Annotated in this window: 16 protein-coding genes; 13 read left to right on the top strand and 3 right to left on the bottom strand. The window is 61.7% G+C overall.

The features are described 5' to 3' along the window. Positions 1-35: 35 nt before the first annotated feature. From PZ897_RS12685 to mmsB, 6 genes are all read left to right on the top strand, one after another. Positions 36-854: an SDR family oxidoreductase gene (locus PZ897_RS12685; protein ID WP_275752666.1), complete on the top strand. Its 819-nt coding sequence runs from the start codon at positions 36-38 to the stop codon at positions 852-854. A gap of 1 nt (position 855) precedes the next feature. Continuing rightward, positions 856-1,881 carry a phosphotransferase gene (locus PZ897_RS12680; protein WP_275752665.1) on the top strand — a complete coding sequence of 342 codons (1,026 nt, stop codon included), beginning with the start codon at positions 856-858 and terminating at the stop codon, positions 1,879-1,881. Between the two features lie 164 nt (positions 1,882-2,045). Continuing rightward, the gene (locus PZ897_RS12675; RefSeq protein WP_275752664.1) at positions 2,046-3,545 is read left to right on the top strand and encodes a CoA-acylating methylmalonate-semialdehyde dehydrogenase; all 1,500 of its coding nucleotides are present in this window, start codon (positions 2,046-2,048) and stop codon (positions 3,543-3,545) included. Positions 3,546-3,605: 60 nt separating this feature from the next. Continuing rightward, positions 3,606-4,754, top strand: a complete 1,149-nt coding sequence (locus PZ897_RS12670) for an acyl-CoA dehydrogenase family protein (RefSeq protein WP_275752663.1) — start codon at positions 3,606-3,608, stop codon at positions 4,752-4,754. After that, on the top strand, positions 4,751-5,773 hold the full coding sequence (locus PZ897_RS12665; RefSeq protein WP_275752662.1) for an enoyl-CoA hydratase/isomerase family protein: 1,023 nt from the start codon (positions 4,751-4,753) through the stop codon (positions 5,771-5,773). Before PZ897_RS12670 ends, PZ897_RS12665 begins: the two co-directional genes overlap by 4 nt. Before the next feature lie 47 nt (positions 5,774-5,820). Continuing rightward, positions 5,821-6,675 (top strand): 3-hydroxyisobutyrate dehydrogenase, encoded by an 855-nt coding sequence (gene mmsB / locus PZ897_RS12660; protein WP_275752661.1) that lies wholly within the window; start codon positions 5,821-5,823, stop codon positions 6,673-6,675. Between the two features lie 116 nt (positions 6,676-6,791). Here mmsB and PZ897_RS12655 read toward each other — a convergent pair whose 3' ends face one another. Then, positions 6,792-9,125: a methyl-accepting chemotaxis protein gene (locus tag PZ897_RS12655; RefSeq protein WP_275752660.1), complete on the bottom strand. Its 2,334-nt coding sequence runs from the start codon at positions 9,123-9,125 to the stop codon at positions 6,792-6,794. Between the two features lie 473 nt (positions 9,126-9,598). On the opposite strand from PZ897_RS12655, the gene hmgA reads away from it, so the two are divergent. Genes hmgA through maiA form a run of 7 tightly spaced genes read left to right on the top strand, consistent with a single transcriptional unit; the run spans position 9,599 to position 16,274 of the window. Then, positions 9,599-10,930, top strand: a complete 1,332-nt coding sequence (gene hmgA, locus PZ897_RS12650) for a homogentisate 1,2-dioxygenase (protein WP_275752659.1) — start codon at positions 9,599-9,601, stop codon at positions 10,928-10,930. Then, positions 10,927-11,808, top strand: coding sequence for an MBL fold metallo-hydrolase (locus PZ897_RS12645; RefSeq protein ID WP_275752657.1), 882 nt, complete (start codon positions 10,927-10,929; stop codon positions 11,806-11,808). Before hmgA ends, PZ897_RS12645 begins: the two co-directional genes overlap by 4 nt. Further along, complete coding sequence (locus PZ897_RS12640; protein WP_275752656.1) at positions 11,805-12,815, top strand: fumarylacetoacetate hydrolase family protein; 1,011 nt, start codon at positions 11,805-11,807, stop codon at positions 12,813-12,815. The genes PZ897_RS12645 and PZ897_RS12640 overlap by 4 nt, the downstream gene beginning before the upstream one ends. 9 nt (positions 12,816-12,824) lie before the next feature. Then, positions 12,825-13,775 (top strand): MBL fold metallo-hydrolase, encoded by a 951-nt coding sequence (locus tag PZ897_RS12635; RefSeq protein ID WP_275752655.1) that lies wholly within the window; start codon positions 12,825-12,827, stop codon positions 13,773-13,775. A gap of 47 nt (positions 13,776-13,822) precedes the next feature. Further along, entirely contained in the window at positions 13,823-15,430 is a 1,608-nt protein-coding gene (locus tag PZ897_RS12630; protein WP_275752653.1) for an FAD-dependent oxidoreductase, read from the top strand. 3 nt (positions 15,431-15,433) lie between these two features. Next, positions 15,434-15,628: a DUF2783 domain-containing protein gene (locus PZ897_RS12625; RefSeq protein ID WP_275752652.1), complete on the top strand. Its 195-nt coding sequence runs from the start codon at positions 15,434-15,436 to the stop codon at positions 15,626-15,628. Between the two features lie 7 nt (positions 15,629-15,635). Beyond that, complete coding sequence (gene maiA / locus PZ897_RS12620) at positions 15,636-16,274, top strand: maleylacetoacetate isomerase (protein WP_275752651.1); 639 nt, start codon at positions 15,636-15,638, stop codon at positions 16,272-16,274. Between the two features lie 99 nt (positions 16,275-16,373). On the opposite strand, the gene PZ897_RS12615 is transcribed toward maiA, so the two are convergent. Both PZ897_RS12615 and PZ897_RS12610 read right to left on the bottom strand, forming a co-directional pair. Continuing rightward, the gene (locus PZ897_RS12615; protein ID WP_275752650.1) at positions 16,374-16,961 is read right to left on the bottom strand and encodes an NAD(P)H-dependent oxidoreductase; all 588 of its coding nucleotides are present in this window, start codon (positions 16,959-16,961) and stop codon (positions 16,374-16,376) included. Positions 16,962-17,002: 41 nt separating this feature from the next. Next, positions 17,003-17,374, bottom strand: a complete 372-nt coding sequence (locus tag PZ897_RS12610) for a hypothetical protein (RefSeq protein WP_275752649.1) — start codon at positions 17,372-17,374, stop codon at positions 17,003-17,005. Positions 17,375-17,416: the final 42 nt, after the last annotated feature.

Raw genomic sequence — 17,416 nt, 5'->3', positions numbered from 1 at the left:
CAAAGTGACAGGCCCGGCAAAGGAAGAGATCGGACATGAGCTATCTGGAAGACCTGTTTTCCGTCAATGGAAAAACCGCGCTCGTGACCGGCGGCGCCACCGGGATCGGCCGGATGATTGCAACCGGGCTGGCCCAGGCCGGGGCCAGGGTGATGATCGCGTCCCGCAAGGGTGAAGATTGCGTCAAGGCGGCCAGCGACATCAACAGCCTTGGCGGGGCAGGTTCGGCAGAAGGTTTCGGCGGCGATGTCGGCACGGCCGAGGGGGTATCTGCTCTGGTCGAGACAGTCACCTCCCGCACCGACAGGCTGCACATTCTCATCAACAATGCCGGCGTGTCGTGGGGCGCGCCCTATGCCGACTTCCCGCACGCGGCCTGGGCCAGGGTGATGTCGGTCAATGTGGCGGGGCTGTTCACGCTGACCCGCGATCTGACGCCGCTGCTGGTCAAGGCCGCCCGTGACACCGATCCGGCGCGGGTGATCAATCTGGGGTCGATCATGGGAACCCAGCCGGCCGCCGACGGGGCCTATTCCTACTCCGCATCCAAAGCGGCGGTGCATCATCTCACCAGAATTCTTGCCGAAGAGCTTGCCAGTCACCGCGTTACCGTCAATGCGTTTGCGCCGGGACCATTCCAGAGCCGGATGACGGCGTTTGCCACGGCACGGGACGAGCAGGTCGAAAAGGTTGGCGCCGGTGTGCCGCTGGGGCGGATCGGCAGGCCCGATGATGTGGCCGGCGCAGCCATTTATCTGTGCAGCCGCGCGGGATCCTACATCACCGGAGCGATAGTTCCCATTGATGGCGGGCTGTCGGTGCAGCATGATATCCGCCTGTTCAAGGACGCCTGATATGGAAGATCAAGCTTTTGACATGGATGCGCTGGCCGACGAGCTTTGCCAGCTTGTTCCGGGGTTTTCCGGTCTGCATGCGATCGAGAAGTTCAACACGGGGCAATCCAATCCGACTTACCGGGTGGAGGCCGACAGCGGCCGCTATGTGCTGCGCACCAAACCTCGGGGGCCTTTGCTGAAGTCAGCCCATCAGGTGGACCGGGAATACCGGGTGATGAAGGCACTGGCCGAAAACAACGTACCGGTGCCGAAGGTCTATGCGCTGACGGGCGAGAACAGTGCCATTGGCCGGATGTATTTCGTCATGGAACTGGTGGAGGGGCGGATTTTCTGGGACCCGGCGCTGCCGGAAGTCAGCAAGGACGAGCGAGCCGCGATCTATGACGGCATGAATGACGTTCTGGCACGGCTGCACAGCGTCGATCCGGACGCGGCCGGGCTTGCCGATTTCGGGCGGTCGGGCAATTACTTCGCGCGGCAGATCCGCCGCTGGAGCGAGCAATATCTGGCGAGCAAGACCAGCGAATTGCCCGAGATGGACAGTCTCATGGACTGGCTCTGGGAAAACCTTCCCGACAATGACGGCGTGGTATCGGTGGTGCATGGCGACTTCCGCCTCGACAACATGATCTTCTCCGCCCATGGCGAACGGGTGCTGGCCCTGATTGACTGGGAACTGTCGACCCTGGGTCACCCGCTCGCGGATCTGTCCTATCAGTGCATGCAATGGCGCTTGCCGCACAGCAGCGGTTTTCGCGGCCTGGGCGGGCTTGCCCGGGCAGATTTGGGAATTCCCAGTGAAGAGGAGTATGTGGCGCGCTATTCGGAGCGGAGCGGGATCGCCGTCGACAACTGGGCCTTCTGCCTGGCGTTTTCGTTTTTCCGGCTGGCGTCAATCCTGCAGGGCGTGTGCAAGCGCTCGCTTGATGGCAACGCCTCCAATCCCGAGCGCGCCCAGGAATTTGGCAAGGCGGTTCCGCTGCTGGCGAAGATGGCCAATGACGTGATGTCCGGAAAAGCGTGAGACATGGCAGATGTCGCCAGGGCGGGTCTTCAAAGTCGCCTTCGAACGCTCTGCTGCCGGCCCGGGCTTTGATTTTTGCACATCGGATGAGCGCTCCGGTTTGTTGAACATCAAGTTCAGTAGGCGCACAGTGCAAGCATCATCATCATTCCGGAGGCAGGACCATGCAAGAACTCACCCATTTCATCGGCGGCAAGCACGTCAATGGCACATCAGGCCGCTATGCCGATGTGATGAACCCGGCCACCGGCGAAGTCCAGGCGAAGGTTCCGCTGGCGTCCGACGCGGAAATGGCCGACGCCGTCGCTGTCGCCGCCAGGGCGCAAATCGGCTGGGCTGCGACCAACCCGCAGAAACGCGCCCGGGTGCTGATGAAGTTTGTCGAGCTTCTGCACCGCGATATGGACAAGCTTGCCGAAGCGCTGTCGCGCGAGCACGGCAAGACCATCCCCGATGCCAAGGGCGATGTGATGCGCGGCCTTGAAGTGGCGGAATTCTCGTTTGGGGCGCCGCATCTGCTGAAGGGCGAATTCACCGAGGGCGCAGGCCCCGGCATCGACATGTACTCGATCCGCCAGCCGCTGGGCGTGGTCGCCGGCATCACCCCGTTCAACTTTCCGGCGATGATCCCGATGTGGAAATTCTGCCCGGCGATTGCCGCTGGCAATGCCTTCATTCTCAAGCCTTCCGAGCGTGACCCGTCGGTGCCGCTGATGCTGGCCGAGCTGATGAGCGAAGCCGGAGCGCCGGATGGAATTCTCAATGTTGTCAATGGCGACAAGACCGCGGTCGATGCCATTCTTGATCATCCGGACATCATGGCCATCGGCTTTGTCGGTTCGACGCCGATTGCCGAATACATCTATTCGCGTGGCTGTGCCAACGGCAAGCGCGTGCAGTGTTTCGGTGGCGCCAAGAACCACATGATCATCATGCCCGATGCCGACATGGATCAGGCCGTGGACGCGCTGATCGGAGCGGGCTATGGCGCTGCCGGCGAACGCTGCATGGCCATCTCGGTGGCAGTCCCGGTCGGGGAAGACACCGCCGACCGGCTGATTGACAAGCTCACGCCGCGTGTCGAAGCCCTGAAGATCGGGCCTTACACGGCCGGAAATGATATCGATTTCGGGCCGCTGGTGACCCGCGAAGCCCGCGACCGGGTTCTCGGCCTTGTCAATTCCGGCGTCGAGCAGGGCGCCAAGCTGGTGGTCGACGGCCGCGACTTCAAGCTGCAGGGCTACGAGAACGGCAATTTCATGGGCGGCTGCCTGTTTGACAACGTCACCCGCGAGATGGACATCTACAAGCAGGAGATCTTCGGTCCGGTGCTGTCGGTGGTGCGTGCGCCGACCTATGAGGAAGCGCTGCGGTATCCGATGGAACATGAATATGGCAACGGCACCGCAATCTACACCCGCGACGGGGACGCGGCGCGTGATTTTGCCAGCCGGATCAACATCGGCATGGTCGGAATCAACGTTCCGATCCCGGTGCCGCTGGCCTATCATACCTTTGGCGGCTGGAAGAAGTCCGGCTTTGGTGACCTCAACCAGCACGGACCGGATTCCTTCCGCTTCTACACCCGCACCAAGACGGTGACCGCGCGCTGGCCTTCGGGTATCAAGGACGGTGCCGACTTCAACATCCCGACAATGGGGTGAAGTCAAAGCGGCCTGAAGTTGCGGCGGCGAGATCAATTCAGAGACGGAAAGGCAATAGCCATGGACTTTGAACTGAACGAGGAACAGCAGGCGATCTTCGACATGGCGCGCGAGTTTGGCGCCGGGAAGATTGCCCCTTTCGCCGCCCAGTGGGAAAAACAGGAAGCCATCCCGCGCGAGGTGCTGGAAGAAGCGGCCTCGCTCGGGTTGGCGGCGATCTATGTGCCGGAAGCCGACGGCGGGTCGGGGCTCTCCCGGCTCGACGCCACATTGGTGTTCGAAGCGCTGTCGCTGGCCTGTCCGTCGGTGGCCTCGTTCCTGTCGATCCACAATATGTGCACCTGGATGGTGGCTTCCTATGGATCGGACGAGATGAAGGCGCGGCTGCTGCCCGATCTCGTCAGCATGACCAAGATCGCCTCCTACTGCCTGACAGAGCCTGGGTCGGGGTCGGACGCCGCGGCGCTGAGAACCCGGGCCGAACGGACCAATGAGGGCTACAAGCTGAACGGCACCAAGGCGTTCATTTCCGGTGGTGGGTTTTCCGATCTGTATCTGGTGATGACCCGCACCGGCGGAGAGGGGCCCAAGGGCATCTCCGCCGTCGTCGTCGAGAATGGCGCCAGGGGGCTTTCCTTCGGCGCACTGGAAAACAAGATGGGCTGGCGGTCGCAGCCGACGACAGAGGTGCAGTTTGATGATTGTGTCATTGCTGCGGAGAACCTGCTCGGCGACGAAGGCGCCGGTTTCCGCTATGCCATGAGCGGGCTTGATGGTGGCCGGCTCAACATTGCGGCTTCGGCGCTGGGCGGAGCACAAGCGGCACTCGACAAGACGCTGTCCTATATGGGTGAACGCCAGGCCTTCGGCAAGACCATCGACCAGTTCCAGGCTTTGCAGTTCCGGCTGGCCGACATGGAAACGAACCTGCAGGCGGCACGGATCTTCCTGCGGCAGGCAGCCAGCAAGCTTGACCGCAAGGCGCCCGACGCCACCAAGTACTGTGCCATGGCCAAGCGTTTTGTCACCGACACCGCCTTCAATGTCGCCAATGACGCGCTGCAACTGCATGGCGGTTACGGTTATCTGGCCGATTATGGCGTCGAAAAGATCGTCCGCGACCTGCGCGTGCACCAGATCCTCGAGGGCACCAACGAGATCATGCGGGTGATCATTTCACGCGCGCTTCTGTCCGAGCGTGCCGCATGAGTATCCGCATCCGCCAGATCGGCCGGATTGGCCAGATCACGCTGCAGCGGCCCGAGGCGCTCAATGCCGTGAGCTACGAGATGGTGCTGGCGATGGAAGCCGCGCTGGATCGCTGGTGCGACGATGATGCCGTCGCCTGTGTGCTGATTGACGCCGAAGGCCACAAGGCGTTCTCCGCCGGCGGCGATCTGCAATTCATGTACGACACGGCCTCCAAAGGCGATTTCGAAGCCGGCCGGGCGTTCTGGCGCGACGAATACCGGCTCAATGCCAAGATCGCCGCCTATCCGAAACCCTACATCGCCTTGTGCCAGGGTTTCACCATGGGCGGCGGTGTCGGCGTCTCGCTGCATGGCTCGCACCGGGTGGTTGGCGAAAGCTCACGAATCGCCATGCCCGAATGCGCGATTGGGCTGGTGCCCGATGTCGGCGGTACGCTGTTGCTGGCGCGCGCGCCGGGGCGGTTGGGGGAATATCTCGGCGTCACCGGTTACCGGATGAATGCGTCCGATGCCATCCATGCCGGATTTGCCGACTATTTTATCCCGGAAGCCGAATGGCCCGGCCTGATCGAGACGCTGATCGAAACCGGCGACTGGTCGGCGGTCACGGCACTGGCGCGAGACCCCGAAGACGGACCGCTGATGGAGATCCGCGCGCATGCGGACGTCCATTTTGGCAAAGCCTCGCTGAGCGAAATCCTCGCAGCCTTGCCTGATGATGACTGGGGTGCGGCGACCGCCAGGTCGATCCGGGCCGGGTCGCCGCTGTCGACACATTGCACCCTTGAACTGGTGCGGCGTGCGCGCGAAAGCGATGATATCCGCAAGGCGCTGTGCCAGGAATACCGGTTTACCGCGCGCAGCGCCTCGGAGGGCGATTTCGTCGAGGGCATCCGCGCCGCCATCATCGACAAGGACAGAAATCCGCGCTGGCGTCACGCCAGCGTCGACGAGGTCACGGACGACATTGTGGCGGCAATGCTGGCTGAAGCGCCGGGCGGCGATATCGGTTTCTGACGCGGCTGCAACCGCGATGGTGTGGAACAATCGGCAGGGAGGACAGCATGAGAATCGGATTTATCGGACTGGGCAATATGGGGGCGCCGATGGCGGCCAACCTGGTCAAGGCCGGACACGCAGTGACCGGATTTGACATCGCAGGCGTGAGCGTTGATGGAGTGGCAAAGGCCGGATCAGCGGTGGAAGCCGCCGCGACCATGGATGCGGTGATCACCATGCTGCCCAATGGCGACATCCTGCGGTCCGTCTATGCCGAGATCGTGCCGGCCGGTTCCAGCGGCTCGGTGTTCATCGATTGCTCGACGGTGGACGTCGACAGCGCCAAGGCTGCCCACGAACTGGCTGCAGCGAATGGATTGCTGTCTGTCGATGCGCCTGTTTCAGGTGGTGTTGGCGGGGCCGCAGGCGGCACGCTGACCTTCATGGCGGGCGGCAGTGACGAAGCCTTTGGCCGTGCCGCACCGCTGTTCGAGATCATGGGCCAGAAGGCGGTGCATTGCGGCGAGGCGGGTGCCGGACAATCGGCCAAGATCTGCAACAACATGCTGCTTGGCATTTCGATGATCGGTACGTGTGAAGCCTTCGCACTTGCCGCGAAACTTGGGCTTTCGGCACAAAGCCTGTTCGATGTCGTCTCGACCTCGTCCGGGTCGTGCTGGTCGGTCAACACCTATTGCCCGGTGCCGGGCGTCGGCCCGAAAAGCCCGGCCGACAATGGCTACAAGCCGGGATTTGCCGCCGAGCTGATGCTCAAGGACCTGAAGCTGTCGCAACAGGCGGCGACCAGTGTATCGGCGCAAACGCCGATGGGCGCGCGGGCGACGGAACTCTATGACCAGTTTGTTGCCGGCGACGGCAAGGGGCGTGATTTCTCGGCCATGATTGAAAAACTGACGTGAAACCGGAACGTTAAAAAGGGGACCGGATGGCCCCCCTTTTTGCTGCGTGTGTTACTCTGATCCAGAGAAATACAGCGTCCTTTGCGGATCCAACGGGATGCGCGGCGCTGTCGGTCTCAGAACTCGCTCCAGTCAGCGTCAACCGCTGCAGCTCTGCCGCCGGCGCTGGCTCGTTTCGGTGCCCTTGCGGGTGCCTGTTGCGGTGCCTGCTGCGGTGCCGGGTTGCGCATTCGTGTTGCCATGGCAGCCAGATCCGACGCCAATGCATGTCCCGAGACCTGGAAATTGGCGACCAGATCACCCAGCGTGCGGGCTTCGGTGTTCAGCGCCATGCTGGCGGCCGTGGTCTCTTCGACCATGGCGGCATTCTGCTGCGTCACCTGATCCATCTGGTTGATGGCCTGGTTGATTTCCTTGATGCCGACGGCCTGTTCCGTTGCTGAGAGCGAAATCTCGCGGATCAGGCTGTTGATCTGATCGACCTGGGAGGAAATATCCTTGAGCGCCGTGCCGGTCTGTCCGACATATTCGACACCTTGATCAACGTGACCGGCTGACACCTTGATCAGCGTGGCGATTTCCTTGGCGGCCGAGGCCGACCGCTGCGCCAGTTCGCGCACTTCTTGCGCCACGACGGCAAAACCGCGTCCGGCTTCCCCGGCGCGCGCCGCCTCGACGCCCGCATTCAAGGCCAGAAGGTTGGTCTGGAAGGCGATTTCGTCGATCACGCCAATGATGCGGCTGACTTCGCGGGAAGACTGTTCGATGCCGGTCATGGCGTCGACGGCCTTTTCAACGATGGCGCCCGATTCACTGGTGCTCTTGTTGGTGTTCTCCACGGTATGAGCAGCCGTTTTGGCATTTTCCGCGCTGGCATTGACCTGGGAGGTCAATTGATCGAGTGCTGCCGCTGTTTCTTCGAGGCTTGCGGCCTGCTTCTCGGTGCGCATCGACAGGTCATTGGCTGCCGTGCTCATCTCGCCGGTGCCCGACGTGATGTTGTCGACCGAGGCGTTGACCGTCTTGATGGTCTGCTCCAGACTCTGCATGGCCGAGTTGAAGTCTTCGCGCAGTTGTGCGTATTCGCCCGGGAACTCCTCGGTGATGCGGTGGGTCATGTCACCGGCGGACAGACGGGACAGGCCAGCCCCCAGACGGGTGACGATCTGCTTTTGCTGAGCGGCAGAGTTGGTGCGTTCGGTTTCGGTGTTGGCGCGTTCGCGGTCGGCACTGTCGCGGTCACGGGCTGCCTGGGTTTCAAGCTGATCGGATTCGGCCAGACGGTGGCGGAAGCCTTCAAGCGCCCGGGCAACGGCACCGGTCTCGTCCATGCTTTTCTGGCCGCTGATCGGTCTGTCGTACTGACCGTTGCTGAGAATTTCAACGTCGGACACAAGACTGTCGAGTGGCCGTTTGACCATACGGGTGACAGCGACAAAGATCCCGAGAAGAACGGCGCCGAGAACGATCAGTCCTCCGGCCAGCATCATGATGGTCTGCTCCCACACCGGTCCGGTGATGGCTGCCTCAGGAACATCGACAAGCACGACCCAGCTTGCATTCACGCCGGGAAGTTCAAAGGGATAGACAAGGCGATGAACGATGGAGCCGTCTTGACCGGCAAGATCACGCACCGTGCTTGATGTGCCACGGCCAAGCGCTGCCTCGACTTCAGATTGTCCGCCGTCATCGAACTCGGTCATCATGGCGTCCGGCGTCGGTCCGACGAGCCATTTGCTGTCTTGCGAGACCAGCATCACCCGACCGGTGCCGAAGGGCCGCATTTTCGACAGCTTGTCGGAAAGCGAGGCGAGGGAGACGTCGATACCGGACACACCAATCAGCTTGTCTCCCGACTTCACCGGGAAGGTGATCGAGGTCAATGTTGTCGGGACTTCAGCTTCCTGCGCCTGGTAGGGCGGGGTGACGGCGCCCTTGCCGCTGGCGGCGGACAGAGCATACCAGGCATCGGCCTGACTGATTTCGAATGTGGAGAAGTGAATTTCACCGCTGCTGGTCTTTGACCAATAGGGGCTGAATGTGCCTTTGGCGTTGCCGGCCATTTCCTTGTTATCAATGAAGTCCGCCTGACGGCCGTCAAAGGCGTTTTCGGCTGCTGCGAACCAGGCGCCAAACGCCATCTCATGGGTCTGCAATGTAGCCTTGAGCAGGTTCATGATCGGCTTGCGGCCGAGGTCGCCTTCTGCGTGACCGCGACCGGAGATTGCCGCCACGGTGGACGCGACCGTTGCCAGGCCGCCGATCTCGCCGGCAATGTCGGCGGAGATGGCCTTGGCTTCAATCTGGGCTTGTTCGAACACCAGCGCTTCGACGCGGGCCTGGGTGTTGGAGATCAAGACATAATTGGAGACGACAAGCACCGAAGCAACAGTGGCACCTGCCACCACAATGAGTTTTGTCGCGAGTGATTTTTTTAAGAAGCCGAGCATGCGACTTTTCCTTGAAATTGGGGCAGCTGCCATTGGCAGCATGCAGGACGAACAAAAATACAGGAGGAGCCATCATGGTCGCTGCGGGCTTGGGCGCAATTTCATCTCGCGTCTCTTTATTAGCCTCAAGGCCTCTATGGGGTTCTTTTCGTTTCCGAATTGTGAACCGCGGTGCGGTTTGTTGCAATTTGGCACATTTGACGCGGAATACTCTTCGTTTGATGGAGTGTCCGTGCAGCGCGGGGCGGATGAGCAGGAAATCCGGTTCTCACTCCAAGGGGTGCGTTCGTGAACAGTCAGTTGCTCCACCCCGGCGTTTCGACCCCTCGCTTTGCCCTGCCGGGATTGAACCGCCACCACGCGGCAACCGCATCGCTTGGAAATTGGTGGTGATGGGTGCAGCGGAAAAGGTTGATAGTTACATTTACAACTGATCTGATGGACCTTGATTTGATCAGCCATGGGAGTGCCCGATGACGCTTGCTTATATGCCGGGTTTTGGAAACGATTTTGAATCCGAAAGTCTGCCAGGCGCGCTGCCGCAGGGGCAGAACTCGCCGCAGCGCTGCGCTTATGGTCTGTATGCGGAGCAACTCTCCGGCTCGCCGTTCACTGCGCCGCGCGGCACCAATGAACGGTCCTGGCTCTACCGCATTCGCCCCAGCGTCCGCCACACCAGCGACTTCCGGGTGATCGACCGGCCTTACTGGCTGTCGGCGCCGCATCAGGAATCGCAGATCCTGTCGCTGGGCCAGCGGCGCTGGGACCCGACGCCCTATCCGGACGGGCCGGTCCATTTTCTCGATTCGATCCGCACCATCACCACCGCGGGCGACACGGTCGGGCAGGTCGGGATGGCCGCGCATATCTACGCGCTGACCGCCGACATGGAAGACGACTATTTCTTCAATGCCGATGGCGAGTTGATGATCGTGCCGCAGGAAGGCGCGCTGAAAATCTTCACCGAAATGGGCATCATCGAGGTTGCGCCGCTGGAGATCGCGGTGCTGCCGCGCGGCATGATGTTCAAGGTGATGCGCGGCGCGGGCGTCGAGCGGGCGCGCGGCTATGTCTGCGAAAATTACGGCGCCAAATTCAGCCTGCCGGAACGGGGGCCGATCGGCGCCAACTGCCTGGCAAACCCGCGCGATTTCAAGACGCCGGTGGCAGCCTATGAGGACAAGGAAACCACCTGCCTCGTGCACATCAAGTGGTGTGGCGCGTTTCATGTCACCGCAATTGGCCATTCACCGCTGGACGTTGTGGCCTGGCATGGCAATTACGCGCCCTACAAATATGATTTGCGGACCTTCTCGCCGGTTGGCGCAATCGGATTTGACCATCCCGATCCGTCAATCTTTACCGTGCTGACGGCACCTTCGGGCGAGGCAGGCACGGCCAACATCGATTTCGTTGTCTTCCCACCGCGCTGGATGGTGGCCGAGCATTCGTTCCGGCCGCCGTGGTATCATCGCAATATCATGAGCGAATTTATGGGCCTGATCGAGGGCCAGTACGACGCCAAGGAAGAGGGCTTCCTGCCCGGGGGCATGAGCCTGCACAACATGATGATGCCGCACGGACCCGACCATGACGCGTTCGAAAAGGCTTCGACGGTGGAACTGAAACCGGTCAAGCTGTCGGATACGATGGCGTTCATGTTCGAAACCCGGTTCCCGCAGATGGTGACCCGCTACGCCGCCGAACTCGACACGCTGCAAACCGGCTATGTGCATTGCTGGGAGGGGCTGGAGCGGAAATTTGACGGCACGCCGGAAGCCGGTGGCTGGTCGGGGGCCAAGTGAGCGAACGTCTGGTTATTCTGGGATCCAAGGGCGGGCCGGCAATCCGCCCCGGCGGCCCGTCACCGACATCGTCGCTGCTCGAGATCGGCGGACGCCGGATCGTGGTCGACTGTGGCCTGGGGGTGTCACGCGGGCTCGTTGAAGCCGGCATGGCGCTGCCTGATCTCGATCTGGTGCTGATCACGCATCTGCATTCCGATCATGTTCTCGAGCTCGGGCCGCTGCTGCACACAGCCTGGACGGCGGGGCTTAAGACCCCGGTTCAGGTGCTGGGGCCGGTCGGCACCAAGGCGGTCTGGACCGGATTCGTCGCCTCATTGCTCTATGACATCGACCTCAGGATTGCCGATGAGGGGCGGCCGGATATCCGCAATCTGGTCAACATCACGGAATTCGGCGAGGGCGGCGTGCTCGAGGATAACGGCCTGCTGATCGACGCCCTCAGGGTCGAACATCCGCCGGTCACCGAATGCTATGCGCTCAAGATCAGCCATGGCGGGCGGACAATCGTGTTTTCGGCGGATACCGCCTATTTCCCGCCGCTCTCGGTCTTTGCCCGCAAGGCCGACATCCTGGTTCATGAAGCCATGCATCCCGACGGAGTTGACCGGCTGGTTGCCCGAACCGGCAATGGCGACCGGCTGAAGGCGCATCTGATTGCAAGCCACACCATGGCCGCAGATGTCGGACGGATCGCGACCGATGCGGAGGTGGATCACCTGGTGCTGCATCATCTGGTGCCGGCCGATGACCCCGAGATTTCCGCCGCGCACTGGATCGAGCAGGCCGGACTGACCTGGGATGGGTTGCTGACAATTGGCCGGGATGGGTTAAACTTGCCCTTGCCGCCCACCAAACCACAAAGGATACCCGCATGAAACTTGCCACACTCCGTGACGGAAGCCGTGATGGCCGTCTGGTCGTCGTCTCGCGCGACATGACCCGCGCCTCCGGCGTTCCGCACATTGCGCGGACGCTTCAGGCCGCACTGGACGATTGGAAACATGTCGCGCCGCGGCTTCAGGATGTGGCCGTGATGCTGGAAACCGGGGCGGAACCGACCGAGCGCTTCCATGAGCGTGACGCGCTGTCGCCGCTGCCGCGTGCCTATCAGTGGGCTGATGGTTCGGCCTACGTCAATCATGTCGAACTGGTGCGCAGGGCGCGTGGCGCCGAGATGCCGGACAGTTTCTGGGATGTCCCGTTGATGTACCAGGGTGGCTCCGACACCTTCCTGTCGCCGCGGGGCCCGATCCGGATGGCGGACGCAGCCTGGGGGATCGATTGCGAGGGCGAAGTTGCGGTGATTGTCGGCGATGTTCCGATGGGCGCCGATCTCGACACCTGCCGTGCGGCAATTCAACTGGTGATGCTGGTCAATGATGTCAGCCTGCGCGGGCTGATCCCGGCGGAGCTGGCGAAAGGCTTTGGGTTTTTCCAGTCCAAGCCGTCCTCGGCGTTTTCGCCGGTGGCGGTGACGCCGGATGAGCTGGGCGACGCATGGGATGGCGGCAAGCTGCATCTGCCGCTTGAGGTGGACCTCAATGGCAAGGCCTTCGGGCGCGCCAATGCCGGCGTCGACATGACCTTCGATTTCCCGCAGCTGATCGCCCATGCGGCGAAAACCCGGGCGCTCTGCGCCGGCACCATCATCGGTTCGGGGACCGTGTCAAACAAGGGACCGGACGGCGATCCGGGCAAGCCGGTGAGCGAAGGCGGTGCAGGCTATTCCTGCATAGCCGAAATCCGCATGATCGAGACCATTGCGTCGGGCAAACCGGCAACACCTTTCCTGCAGTTTGGCGACAGCGTTCGCATTGAAATGAAAAATGCCGATGGCCAGTCGATCTTCGGCGCCATCGAGCAAACCGTTGAAAAGATTTAGGATATCCTGATGAGCAAGAAATTCGCATCCGCCGGCGACATGACGGAAAAAGAAATCTCGTTTACCGAAATCGGCCGCGACCTGTGGGCATTCACCGCCGAGGGCGATCCCAACTCCGGCGTCATCATCGGCGACGACAGCGTCATGGTGATCGAGGCGCAGGCAACCCCGCGCCTGGCGGGCAAGGTGATCGAAAAGATCCGCTCCGTCACCGACAAGCCGATCAGCCATCTGGTGCTGACCCATTACCACGCGGTGCGGGTGCTGGGTGCTTCGGCCTATAAGGCGCCGACCGTGATCATGGGCGATGTTGCGGGTGCGATGGTTGCCGAGCGCGGCGCCGAGGACTGGGCGTCCGAATTCGAACGCTTCCCGCGGCTGTTTCAGGGCCATGAGAGCATTCCGGGGCTGACCTGGCCGACCACAACATTTTCCGAGCGCATGACTGTCTATCTCGGCAAGCGCCGGGTTGACCTGATGCATCTGGGACGGGCCCACACGGCCGGCGACATTGTTGCCTGGGTGCCGGACGAGGAGGTCATGTTCACCGGCGATATCGTCGAGTATCACTCGGCCTGCTATTGCGGCGACGGTCACTATGAGGACTGGGGCGTTACGCTCGACATGATCCGCTCCTTCGATCCGCAGGCCATCGGGCCGGGACGCGGCGACGCGCTGGTCGGAGCGGACATGGTCGAAGCCGCGATCGCCAGCACCCGTGATTTTGTCGAATCGACCTACCGCCCGGTGGCCAAGGTGGTGGCGCGCGGCGGTACGCTCAAGGAAGCCTGGGATGCGGTGCGGGCCGAATGCGATCCGAAGTTCAAGGATTACGCCATCTACGAGCACTGCCTGCCGTTCAACGTCGCCCGCGCCTATGACGAGGCCCGCGGCATCGATACGCCTCGGATCTGGACCGCCGAGCGCGACGCCGAAATGTGGGCGCAGTTGCAGGGCTGAGGGCATGGGGAGCGGCGCGCCGCTCCCCGCTGTCGCCGGGAGGTTTGATGAGCAAGATATTTGAAGTTCCGCTGTATCCCTACCAGCGATCGGCGGACCAGGATGCCGAGACGCCGGTCCGCCATCCAGTGGTGGTGGTGGGCGCCGGTCCGGTGGGGCTGGCGCTGGCGGTTGATCTTGCGATGCAGGATGTGCCGGTTGTCGTCATTGACGAAAACGACAAGGTCAGCCGGGGCTCGCGGGCGATCTGTTTTGCCAAGCGGCCGCTGGAAATCCTCGACCGCCTGGGCTGTGGCGATCCGATGGTCGAAAAGGGCGTGGTCTGGAACCTCGGCAAGGTCTATTTCGACGAGCGCCAGGTTTTCGGCTTCAACCTGCTGCCTGAACAGGGCCACAAGCGGCCTGCCTTCATCAATCTGCAGCAATATTATGTGGAGCAGTATCTTGTCGGCCGGCTTCGCCAGCTCGAGGCCGAAGGCAAGCCGGTCGAATTGCGCGGCGGCAACAAGGTGATCAACCTGAGCCAGGATGAAGCAGGGGCGGAGCTGACCATCAGCACCGCCGACGGACCGTACCGGCTGCATGCAGACTGGGTGGTTGCCTGTGACGGCGCGGCGTCGCCGGTGCGGACCATGCTCGGGCTGGATTTCACCGGCCGGGTGTTCGAGGACAATTTCCTCATTGCCGATGTGGTGATGGAAGCCAAGTTTCCGACCGAACGCTGGTTCTGGTTCGATCCGCCGTTCAACCGCGGCCAGTCGGCGCTGTTGCACAAGCAGCCCGACAATGTCTGGCGCATCGACTTTCAGCTCGGCTGGGACATCGACCGGGACGAGGAACTTAAGCCGGAAAACATCGACAAGCGGCTCAAGGCGATGCTCGGCGAGGAGATCAGCTACGAGCTGGAATGGAGCTCGATCTACACCTTCCAGTGCCGCCGGATGGAGCGGTTCCATGAGGGACGGGTGCTGTTTGCCGGGGATTCGGCGCATCAGGTCTCGCCGTTCGGGGCACGCGGCGCCAATTCCGGTCTGCAGGACACCGACAATCTGGCCTGGAAGCTGAAACTGGTCATCGATGGTAAGGCGCCGATTACGCTTCTGAAAAGCTACGATGCCGAGCGGCTGCAGGGCGCGGACGAGAACATTCTCAATTCCTCGCGCTCAACCGATTTCATCACCCCCAAATCCGAGATCAGCCGGATTTTCCGCGATGCAGTGCTGGACTTGTCCGAACGCTACGAGGCGACCCGCCCGATGGTCAATTCGGGCCGGCTCTCGGTTCCCTGCACCTATGATGGATCGCCGCTCAACGGGCCGGATTGCGCCACCATGCCAGAGCGCACACGGCCCGGATCGCCCATGGTCGATGCCCCGGTTCCCGGCGGCTGGCTGCTAGATCAGCTCGGCACCGGGTTCCATCTGCTGGCGATTGACAGCGAAGGGACTGATACGCTTCGCGTTGACGGTATTGAGGTCAGATGTCTGGATTTATCCACCAGTGACGATGCCATCGGTCATCTGCGGCAGCGCTATCTCGGAAACGCTGCGGCTGCGGTGTATCTGGTCCGTCCCGACCAGCATGTGGCCGCGCGCTGGGACCATTACGACGCGGCGGCGGTCAAGGCCGCGCTTCGCAAGGCGATCGGGAGGTAGATCATGGCTGCACTCAACACCCAGGCCAACATCAAGGCGCCGGATGAATTCTACGCCGAATTGCTGGCGGTTCACGAAGGGCGCACCAAGGCCGAGAGCGACGCGTTGAATGCGCGGCTGATCCTGCTGCTTGCCAATCATATCGGCGACCGGCAGGTGCTGGCCGAGGCCCTGCACGCAGCAGCTCTTGAAGAGTGAGGACATCATGCCGGATCAGCCCGTCCTATATGACTATTGGCGCTCGTCAGCCAGTTACCGGGTGCGCATTGCGCTCAATCTTGCGGGCGTCGATTACAGGGCCGTGGTGGTCAATCTGGTCGAAGGAGTTCACAAGAGCGCCGGGCATCTCGCCCGCAATCCGCAAGGCCTGGTGCCAGCGCTCGCCATCGACGGCATGATGCTGACGCAATCGCTGGCAATCATCGAGTATCTGGTTGAGACCCGCGGCGTTGCGCTGTTGCCCGATGACGCCGCCGGACGGGCACGGGCGAGGGCGCTGGCCGACAGCATCGCCATGGACATTCACCCGGTGTGCAATCTTTCGGTGGTCAGCCATGTGATGGAGCTGACCGGCGGCGGCGATGACGCACGGGTGGCCTGGATGCGAAAATTTATCTCTCAGGGGATGAACGCGTTCGAGAGGTTGCTTGATCATCCGGCAACCGGCAGGTTCTGCCATGGCGATGTGCCGGGGATTGCCGACCTCTGTCTCATTCCGCAGATCTACAATGCCGAACGCTGGGGCGCGGACATTTCCGGGCTCGAACGGATTCAGGCAATCCGTTCAGCTTGCGATCAGGTGCCGGCATTTCGCAACGCCCACCCGGACAGGAACAATTTTTAAAGCGCGTCGCATCAAACCGGTTCCGGGTGACGCGCCTTAGGATCTTTGTTTATGCATGACGTTGTCGCAAAACCGCTGCACAGTTTTGCGCGTCATGCATTAGAGCCTGGCCAGACGTTTTTCGACACGCGCAAGGAATCTTGCCCGGCTGTGAGGCGTCGATTTATCCATCAGGTAATGCGCCATGAACAGCTTGCGGCAGCGTTTGGCGCAAAGTGCGCGCATGCCACGCAGGATCGTTCGCTTGCCGGGATGGGCAACCATATAGGACCACCAGCGCGGAGCGCCGCAGGTGGTGATGACGCCAAGCCACCGGATCTGGGTCAGCAAGGGTTCGATCGGACCAGACCGGTCAGGCAGACGAAAGGCGAGATCCGGAGTCCAGACCCGGTCGAACCAGCCCTTGAGCATGGCCGGCAGGCCGTACCACCAGGTTGGATAGACAAGCAGCAGCCCCTCAGCCGCCTTGAGTCGTGCGGCATGGTCAGGAAACGGGTGATCAGCCAGTTTCATCTCATTGTAACGGCGCCGTTCATCGGCCTGCATCACCGGATCAAAGCCTTCCGCGTACAGGTCGAGCAGATCGACCTGGTGCCCGGCTGTGACGAGGGTTCGCATCGCAACGTCGCGGACCGCAGCGCAATAGCTCTCCGGCACCGGGTGACAGTAAACAATGAGAATTCGCATCAGTTTCTGTCCATCGCCGTGGTCTCACCCGTCATGATCTGTCAGGTCTTGGGGATTGTCTTGATCCGCGCAATCATCTCGACAATCTCCGGGGTCAGCAGTTCGGTGAATTTGACGTTGAGGGTGAATTTGCCCTGCGTTCGGGCTTTGGCATGCACTCTCTCGGGGACCCCGGGAATGGTCAGATAGATATCTTCGGCCTTTGAGGGAAAATGGTCTGAGGTTAACAGGCAGCCGTCCTCGCAAAGATTGACCATCCAGGACGGGACAGATTTGTAGGTCTTGCGGTCGCGCGGGCGAATCTGGGCGATGACCGGACAGTTGGCGTCCCGGCGCGGGTAGACCCGCCTGTTGTCCTTCCTCTCCCCGATCTGGGTGATGGCATATTTTTTCGGTTTGAATGCTGGCTTCATGAACTGGCCCTCACTCAGCCATACAGTGCACAGGCCATCATG

The sequence above is a fragment of the Hoeflea sp. YIM 152468 genome (assembly GCF_029210485.1).
Lineage (GTDB): Bacteria > Pseudomonadota > Alphaproteobacteria > Rhizobiales > Rhizobiaceae > Hoeflea.
The sequence above is the reverse complement of the archived record's forward strand: the minus strand, read 5'-3'. Positions and strand labels throughout refer to the sequence as shown.